Here is a 6,586-nt window from a genome sequence, read left to right on the forward strand (position 1 = left end):
GATTTATCGAGTTGCAACGATTGGTTCAGCAACACCCCAACCCCTGGCAGGTTCGCATTTAACCTGGCTAATTGTGTTAATGCCCACATCTGTTTGTCGGTTCAGTTGAGTAATTTGACAAGGCTTGCTGATAATATACTCTTGAATCTGCGATCGCGGTCCTTGCCAAATTGCCTGTAGTTCTAAGTTATATCCAGAGTCTCTCAGGGAGATATTGTACCCTATCTGCCACAAATCATCTTCTTCAATCTCATTGGATGCCATTTCCTGCCTGACTTCGTTTGCCATTTCATTGAGTAGCTTTTCTCGCTCTGAAGGCAGGAGAGATCGCTCAACGTCTGACCAAGGTTTATTTCTTAACTGTTCCTCTATCCTAGACCCCATTAGATCTAAAATTGTAACTCCTCTCGGTAATCTTTCTTTTGATAATGGGGGTGGGGTTACGTTTATAACAAAAGCACTTCGATTGAAGTTATCCGTAAGGATAGTGGGATATTCAGTTAACCAATCTTGGGTTAGAAAATAAAACTGAAACCAGCAACTGAGAAGGAACTGGCTAGTAAATAGCCAAACCAGAGCTTGGCGGTACTCTGGGGGTGGCATTTTTAGCTTTAAATCGCTTCCCAGTATAATCGGTAATGCTGCAATTACGGCAGAAATTAGGGGCCAAAGAATTAATGCGGCTGCTAAGAAGTTACCCAGAATGAAACCAAAAATATAACCACAGATGACACCGCCGGCAATCCAAGGACTCAATGGAAAGCCACCAATCTTAAAGAGTTTATTCCCTGACGTCCACCAGTAAATTCCAAAAATTAAAAATATCCAACCCAAATGAATTAGCAGAAATTGTACTAAGCTTGTTGCTAGCCATGCCATTAACCAAGAAAACAGGTTAAGTAGAATTAAAGTCTGCCAAGAAAATGCTTTGGGTGGCTTGTATTTATCTAGCATCTTTCTCGAGCTAGATACCATCATTAGTGATGTATTTTTTAGAGTTTTGAACGACTTCATAATGGTGATTAATTGAATTGAATTGTGCTAAATTGGAAGAAACGTAGCAATAAAATCAACAAAATTGTGCTATAACTATAGGCGTTAGCTAGTAGAATTGCCAGGGCAGGATTCTGATCAAAGTGGGACGTTTTTACCGCCTCCTGACGATTAATTAATCCGGGTCGTCGCTGATTCAACAGTTTGGGTGCTGGTTTGAGTTCGTCGGCAGAAGCCTTTAACCAAGCTTTGAGTAATTGCAGCCCGAGTAGTTTAATGAAGAAGGTAAAGAAAAAAATAGCAGTCCCAACTAAAACTACTAAAGAATTCCAGCGATCGGGTTGCGGACCGATGAAGCGATCGAAAAAAATATAACTGACCAGTTGAGCTTTGACAAGACCGGGAAGTAGTTTTGCTAAGGCAAAAAAAGTTAACCAACCAAAAACCGTCGCGAATAAATTAATGGATGTTGCATACTCAACACTGGTTTTGCGGGTAAATTTTAACTTGCGATGCAAAACCCTGGCTTCCAGTGCGATCGCTACCAGGAGGAACAAGACTTGAAATAAAATCATCTCCAGGGGCAAAACGGCTTCTCTCATAAAAGTCTCTCCTTATCCGTTGCCGTATAGTATAGGGACTTTCTGCGTTTCGGTGAAGCTAGAAATTGGGGATCGAGTAACTTAGTCTAAGATAACAATGCAAATCTTTTAGAAAAGCCAACTCCATGAGCGCAGCTTCTACTCAACTCAAACACGAAGTCAAAGACCTTTCCCTTGCCCCCTTCGGCAAACAACGGATTGAATGGGCGGGACGCGAAATGCCCGTTTTGCGGCAAATTCAAGACCGTTTCGAGCAAGAAAAACCCCTAGCAGGTATTCGCCTAGTAGCTTGCTGCCACGTCACGACAGAAACGGCTCATTTAGCAATAGCTCTCAAGGCAGGTGGTGCTGACGCCCTACTGATTGCCAGCAATCCCCTCTCCACTCAAGATGATGTTGCCGCCTCTTTGGTAATTGATTACGGCATTCCTGTCTTTGCCATTAAAGGCGAAGATAATGCCACCTACAATCGCCACGTCCAAATCGCCCTCGACCATAAACCCAACATTATCATTGATGACGGTAGTGATGTCACCGCTAGCCTGGTCAAGGAACGGCAGCATCAGATGGGTGATATCATCGGCACCACCGAAGAAACCACCACAGGCATTGTCCGACTCCGGGCAATGTTCAATGATGGGGTTCTCACCTTCCCGGCAATGAACGTCAACGACGCTGATACCAAGCATTTCTTTGACAACCGCTACGGCACCGGACAATCAACTCTCGATGGCATTATCCGCGCGACTAACGTGCTGTTGGCGGGTAAAACAGTTGTTATCGCTGGATACGGTTGGTGTGGTAAGGGAACGGCGCTGCGGGCGCGGGGCATGGGTGCTAATATTATTGTCACCGAAATTGACCCCATTAAAGCAATTGAAGCGGTTATGGACGGCTTCCGGGTTATGCCCATGAGTGAAGCTGCACCCCAAGGTGACTTGTTTATTACCGTCACGGGGAACAAGCACGTTATTCGTCCAGAGCATTTCGAGGTGATGAAAGACGGGGCAATGGTGTGCAATTCTGGGCACTTTGATATTGAAATTGACCTCAAATCCCTCGCGGCACAATCGACTGAAGTGCGGCAGGTGCGGAACTTTACCCAGCAGTATTTCCTGAAAAATGGCAAATCTATTGTGGTATTGGGTGAAGGGCGTCTGATTAATCTAGCGGCAGCAGAAGGGCATCCTAGCGCTGTGATGGATATGAGCTTTGCTAACCAAGCTTTAGCCTGCGAACATCTGGTGACGAATAAGGGCAAGTTGGAACCCGGCATACACTCCATTCCCACTGAAATCGATAAAGAAATCGGACGGCTGAAGTTGCAGGCGATGGGTATCTTTATTGACGCGATGACCCCTGAGCAAGTTGAGTATAGTAATTCTTGGACTTCGGGAACTTAGATCACTCAGGGATTTCACCTGATTTCCAACAATTTGTTTCACCATTGTAATAAGTCGGCTTCCTGTAAAGTATTGTGACGGAAGCCGATTTTTTTTTCGTAAAACTTGTTCCTTCATTCCGAGTAACTAGTAAAGCTTAGAGTTTCCTACTGTTCTAACTAATGAGTTTGGGTCTAGCTAAAGACCTATACGTTAGTTGTTGCATTACCAGATGGTCATCAAAATCCGGCAACACTGATTGAAGATTTTAGCAGATGTCCAATGTTTATGAAGATCTAACTAACCTAATTCCCATTGCCCCTAAAACCTGCTAGAGTTGAGCAAATTTGTCAATTTACAGGAATTTAGTCTGACCCATTTTATGTTAAGACGGGTTTATAACTGGGTAATCGCTGGGAGTGAAACGCCCTACGGTAGTGGGGCGCTCTTTGTGCTAATACTAGGCTTTGGGATTTTGAAACTATTCTAAGTAAATATGGCTCGACTCTCCGTTGAACTACAACGTTATTTTTTAGAGGAAGAACGCCCACCACAGGTAAAGCTAGGGGATATTCTAGCCCTAGCTGGGGAGCGAATATTTGGTTTTCTATTCGTTATCCTGTCGTTGCCTTCGGCGTTACCAGTTCCGGCACCGGGTTATTCTATACCTTTTGGTATCGTCATGCTGATATTGGCAGTGCAGCTCATTTGGGGTGCGAAGCGTCCTTGGTTGCCCGAGCGGATGATGAACAATACAATGAAGCTGGAAACAGTACAGGGTGTGGTAAAGGGGGGGATTCCTTGGTTGCGGCGAATTGAAGCGATCGCACGTCCGCGCCTGCCTTATATTTGTACCAGTTTACCCGGTCGTGTCGCCATTGGTATAGCGATTTCCCTGATGTCGATTTCCATGATGATTCCGATTCCAGGAACCAATACTTTACCCGCTATAGGAATTTGGGTGACTGGCTTCGGCTTAATGGAAGACGATGGTGCCATTAGCTTAGGAGGATTAGTCCTTTGTGTGATGGGAGGAATTCTATCGATTTCAATTTTGCTGGCTGTCTGGTTTGGGGGTACTAGTCTCCTCGATTGGATTAAGGATACGCTGCGCTAGATAGGGTTAGAAGTCCGATTGAGCCCGATGTTGGGGAAGGGAAAAGGTTGAAAATCGGGATGCACCCTGAAAATATATGTTTCTTTTCCCCTTTCGCCTTTTCTCAAATCCTGCTTAACGACTAACTGGGCTTCTAGGAGCCTCGTAAATTCTCCATTCGCGAATTCCCATGGGACTCAGAATTGATTCAGCTAACTAGATTTGCTCCGATTTCCCCTCTACCATGATCTGTTCAGTTTTTCTATAGCCATATTTACCTCCTGAATTCAACGAGGTTGTAGTACAAATTCAGCCTTAAATTCTGGGTTTGTACTGCCAACCATCTTGGTGTACTTTGGGTAAGTATTCATCTATCCCTAGGGATACCAGGATGCTTGAATTAGGCTGGCGATTGCAAGTGGCTACTAACCTTGATAAGGAGGTAAGTTCGGTCCTATTTTAGCTTGAACATTTACATCCTTAACGCCTCTAATTTCTTGAGCCAACGGTTCAATCCGTTCTAAATCATTTTGAGTTTGAACGTATCCGGTTACGGTGATAATTCCATCATTAGCCTGAACTGCTAGTTCAGACATAGGCAGGTTAACCTCTAACTTACTACGCACTTCACTTTGTACGTTGCGATCCGATCGCTCTCCTCCCTGCCTAAACAGATTATATCGTTGTTCCCGTGCGCGAATATCAGAATTGGCTTGTGCTCGTCGAATGGGGTTAGTCGCGTCACTTTCGTTTTTTAAAACTCTGTCTAAGTTAGGAGCTTCTCCCACTGTATCAACCGAATCGGGAGCACCCCGACTAGTTCTAGCGACATCACCACAAGCTGCAACACCCAAACCTAAGACACCTGTTAGTAATAAAATTGTTAGCTTATTCATTTGTTCTTCCCTCACTTCTATCAAACAATTGACTTACGTTCATGTCAGCAAATTTCAGTTAAGCTCGGAGTTTCTATAAACACCCTGGTGAGAAAACTGATGATGAGGATCTGCAACAGCCGCAACAGGGAAATCGGTGTTAGCTGGTTCTAAATCTGGGGCATTATAAATTCCCCACTCCTGCATTCCCCGATGTTGGAGAATAGAAATAGCATGACGGATTTCAGGTTCGGTTCCCTCTACAAGGATCAAATGATCACCGCGTAACAAGCGATCGTGATAAGCTTGGGCTTGTTTTTCAGGAATACCTAAACCAATCAGTACACCCAGTAATCCACCACTAACAGCGCCAATGCCAGTACCCGCCAAGGTTGTTGCGACGGCAGTACCCAGAGCATCTGCTAACATGATTGGACCAATCAGCGGAACTGCCAACGCACCCACACCCACGAGCAAGCCAGTTAAAAGTCCGATAGCACCCCCAATAATGCTACCTTTCGCAGCACCTTCACCCCCGTGATTGCCCGTGCGATTTCGGCGTTGGGTATTCCTAGTCTGCTCCTCTTCTAATTCTCTGGCAATCACAGTAATCCTGTGCAGGGGAAATTGAGCTTGTTGGAGTTCTTCGAGCGCTTGTCTAACGGCTTCAGGGTTGGTAAAGATGCCAATAGCCCGTTTGTTTTGATATAAAACCATTTTTTTCTCCTTCTACACCCTATCTATAAGGGGTTGTAGAACTTAATCTATAAGATAAGCTTATAAAAAAAAGACAAACGATTCCTCAATCAATAGGGGTACTTTGAGTCTCTATCTATAGGCTGGTTAGGCAGGGAGATGAGGAGATGGGAAGCAGGGCGAAATATTTAGCTTGTCAGTTATTTCTGCTAGCCTGCACTAGTAAATTGGTGTGAGGAGTCAATGGCAAACTCCAGAGAAGCAATGGAGAAGGACGATGAGAGTCTATGGCTCAATTTTGGTACTGCCCAGAATCGCAAGTTTATTACCACTGAGCCTATCGGGAAAGGGGGAGAAGGGGGTGAGCAAACAGTTTGGGATAGGGTTCAACAGATATTTGCCAACCGCAACTGTATCGGGTATTGGCGCTATCCCATATTTTCTAAAGTCGGGAAGTATCGCAAAGAGCCTGATATTCTCATTGCAGACGCCCAATTGGGTTTAATCGTCATTGAGATTAAATCTGTTACCCTTGACCAAATTGTGGCAATTTCCGGTCATCGCTGGGAGTTCCAACACTATTACACCACGAGTAGCAATCCTTACGAGCAAGCCGAGAATCAGCTATTTGCTTTGTTGGGATATTGCGATCGCGAACCGACTCTCCGCCGGAAAGTAACGGGACGTGCTTTGGTTTGTTTACCCCGAATTACTGAGGAACAGTGGTATGAAAGCGGGTTTTATCAACTACCTAGTTGTCCGCCGATTATCTTTCAAGACCAAGTGGAGGGAGTGGGCTTCCGCCGTGAGCGTCAGCGTTCGACTGAGCGCTCACGCCGAAGTCCGAACGGGAATGGGGAATGGGCTTCTGCCGTGAGCGTCAGCGTTCGACTGAGCGCTCACGCCGAAGTCCGAACGGGGATGGGGAATGGGGAGTTGGGG

General features: G+C 45.3%; 7 protein-coding genes. 3 read left to right on the forward strand and 4 right to left on the reverse strand.

Annotation, left to right across the window (positions count from 1 at the left end):
• Positions 1–3 precede the first annotated feature (3 nt).
• Both IQ257_RS20580 and fraC read right to left on the reverse strand, forming a co-directional pair.
• Positions 4–954 (reverse strand): DUF5357 family protein, encoded by a 951-nt coding sequence (locus IQ257_RS20580; RefSeq protein ID WP_228060879.1) that lies wholly within the window; start codon positions 952–954, stop codon positions 4–6.
• Between the two features lie 68 nt (positions 955–1,022).
• Positions 1,023–1,595, reverse strand: a complete 573-nt coding sequence (gene fraC / locus IQ257_RS20585; protein WP_193875998.1) for a filament integrity protein FraC — start codon at positions 1,593–1,595, stop codon at positions 1,023–1,025.
• A 125-nt stretch (positions 1,596–1,720) separates the two neighbouring features.
• Here fraC and ahcY point away from each other — a divergent pair, with 125 nt between their 5' ends.
• Positions 1,721–2,998 carry an adenosylhomocysteinase gene (ahcY, locus tag IQ257_RS20590; RefSeq protein ID WP_193875996.1) on the forward strand — a complete coding sequence of 426 codons (1,278 nt, stop codon included), beginning with the start codon at positions 1,721–1,723 and terminating at the stop codon, positions 2,996–2,998.
• A gap of 475 nt (positions 2,999–3,473) precedes the next feature.
• Positions 3,474–4,094 (forward strand): exopolysaccharide biosynthesis protein, encoded by a 621-nt coding sequence (locus IQ257_RS20595; RefSeq protein WP_193875994.1) that lies wholly within the window; start codon positions 3,474–3,476, stop codon positions 4,092–4,094.
• A gap of 404 nt (positions 4,095–4,498) precedes the next feature.
• Here IQ257_RS20595 and IQ257_RS20600 read toward each other — a convergent pair whose 3' ends face one another.
• Together IQ257_RS20600 and IQ257_RS20605 are read right to left on the reverse strand one after the other, a co-directional pair.
• Positions 4,499–4,969, reverse strand: coding sequence for a BON domain-containing protein (locus IQ257_RS20600; RefSeq protein WP_193875992.1), 471 nt, complete (start codon positions 4,967–4,969; stop codon positions 4,499–4,501).
• A gap of 54 nt (positions 4,970–5,023) precedes the next feature.
• Complete coding sequence (locus IQ257_RS20605; RefSeq protein WP_193875990.1) at positions 5,024–5,665, reverse strand: general stress protein; 642 nt, start codon at positions 5,663–5,665, stop codon at positions 5,024–5,026.
• A gap of 243 nt (positions 5,666–5,908) precedes the next feature.
• Between IQ257_RS20605 and IQ257_RS20610 the strand changes: the two genes are divergently transcribed.
• The coding region (locus IQ257_RS20610) for a nuclease-related domain-containing protein (RefSeq protein ID WP_193933180.1) at positions 5,909–6,586 on the forward strand (678 nt) is incomplete at its 3' end.

This window comes from Coleofasciculus sp. LEGE 07092, assembly GCF_015207375.1.
Classification (GTDB): domain Bacteria; phylum Cyanobacteriota; class Cyanobacteriia; order Cyanobacteriales; family Coleofasciculaceae; genus LEGE-07092.

Coding starts and splice junctions, on each gene's coding strand:
- IQ257_RS20605 (WP_193875990.1), bottom strand. CDS start 5,665: ATGGTTTTATATCAAAACAAACGGGCTATTGGCATCTTTACCAACCCT.
- ahcY (WP_193875996.1), top strand. CDS start 1,721: ATGAGCGCAGCTTCTACTCAACTCAAACACGAAGTCAAAGACCTTTCC.
- IQ257_RS20600 (WP_193875992.1), bottom strand. CDS start 4,969: ATGAATAAGCTAACAATTTTATTACTAACAGGTGTCTTAGGTTTGGGT.
- fraC (WP_193875998.1), bottom strand. CDS start 1,595: ATGAGAGAAGCCGTTTTGCCCCTGGAGATGATTTTATTTCAAGTCTTG.
- IQ257_RS20595 (WP_193875994.1), top strand. CDS start 3,474: ATGGCTCGACTCTCCGTTGAACTACAACGTTATTTTTTAGAGGAAGAA.
- IQ257_RS20580 (WP_228060879.1), bottom strand. CDS start 954: ATGCTAGATAAATACAAGCCACCCAAAGCATTTTCTTGGCAGACTTTA.